This is a genomic window from Catenulispora pinisilvae (assembly GCF_015356865.1).
In the GTDB taxonomy this organism is placed as follows: domain Bacteria; phylum Actinomycetota; class Actinomycetes; order Streptomycetales; family Catenulisporaceae; genus Catenulispora; species Catenulispora pinisilvae.
The window spans coordinates 1-952 of record NZ_JAAFZA010000530.1 but is presented as its reverse complement, the minus strand read 5'-3'; the positions used below and the strand labels follow the sequence as shown (position 1 = coordinate 952).

Annotated in this window: 1 protein-coding gene; it reads right to left on the bottom strand. The window is 74.7% G+C overall.

The features are described from left to right. Positions 1-720, bottom strand: a 720-nt coding sequence (locus tag IZR01_RS49330; protein WP_194927905.1) for a DUF2142 domain-containing protein, incomplete at its 3' end; no start/stop codon positions are given. Between the last annotated feature and the right edge of the window lie 232 nt (positions 721-952).

Sequence of the window (952 nt, the reverse complement as noted above, 5' to 3'; positions counted from 1 at the left end):
GGCCGTCGGCACCCGCCGCCCCGACCCGCCGCCCGGCACCGCCCACCGGGCGGAAGCCGGCCGCGCCAGGTCCACCAGGCACACCCACAGCAGCAGCGCCGCCGTGATCTCGATCCCGTTCGGGTTCACCGTCGAGCTCAGCGCGACGGTGGTCGGCGTCAGCACCGTCAGCAGCGCCGCGAGCAGCAGGGGGCGCCGGGTGCGGATCGCCACCACCGCCGCGGCCGCGGCGAAGGCCGAGGAGAGCAGCGCGGCCAGGATGCGGCTGAGCAGGATCCCCTTCATGTCCGGCCAGAACCGCAGCGGGCCGCCGACTGCCAGGTAGAACAGCGGGTTGTAGCGCCCCACCCAGGACACCACGCGTACCTTGGCGTGGTCGTCCGGGGCCGGGTGCTGGCAGCTGGCCGCGCGCGCGACCCAGCTCTCGGTCTGGTGGTAGTTCGGGAAGTAGACGCACAGCGCGTTCGGCGGCAGCAGGCTCTTGGGGACCTCGAAGGCCGCGCCCGGGCGGTGCACCAGGGGGTCCACGGCCTGCGGGGCGAGCAGGTGCCCGGTCACCGCGCCGTAGGCGCGCTCCAGGTGCTGGCGCTCGTCGGTGGTGCCGTCCGCCGGCATCGCCAGGGACCAGGCCACGGCCAACAGGGCGAACGCGGCGAAGGCCGACAGCCAGGTGCGGCGGGCGAACGCCGGGCGCCGCCACGGGGACACGGTCCGGGACACGGGTCAGCCTCCTGAAACAGGCGGGGCGGGGGATGTCCTGCGGACGCTAGACCACGGCCCGCCCGCCCGGTGGCGCGAACACCCACGGATCACCGGAAGCGGTGAACATCCCAGCCGTTCGGCGCAGCAACCGATGCCGGGGGCGGGGGTGGCTCGTTGTGCATCGTCGGTGCGCTTCCCCGTCCGCAGCACGCGTTCAGCGCCGCCCGCCCCGAGGAGTCCTGCGTTGAGT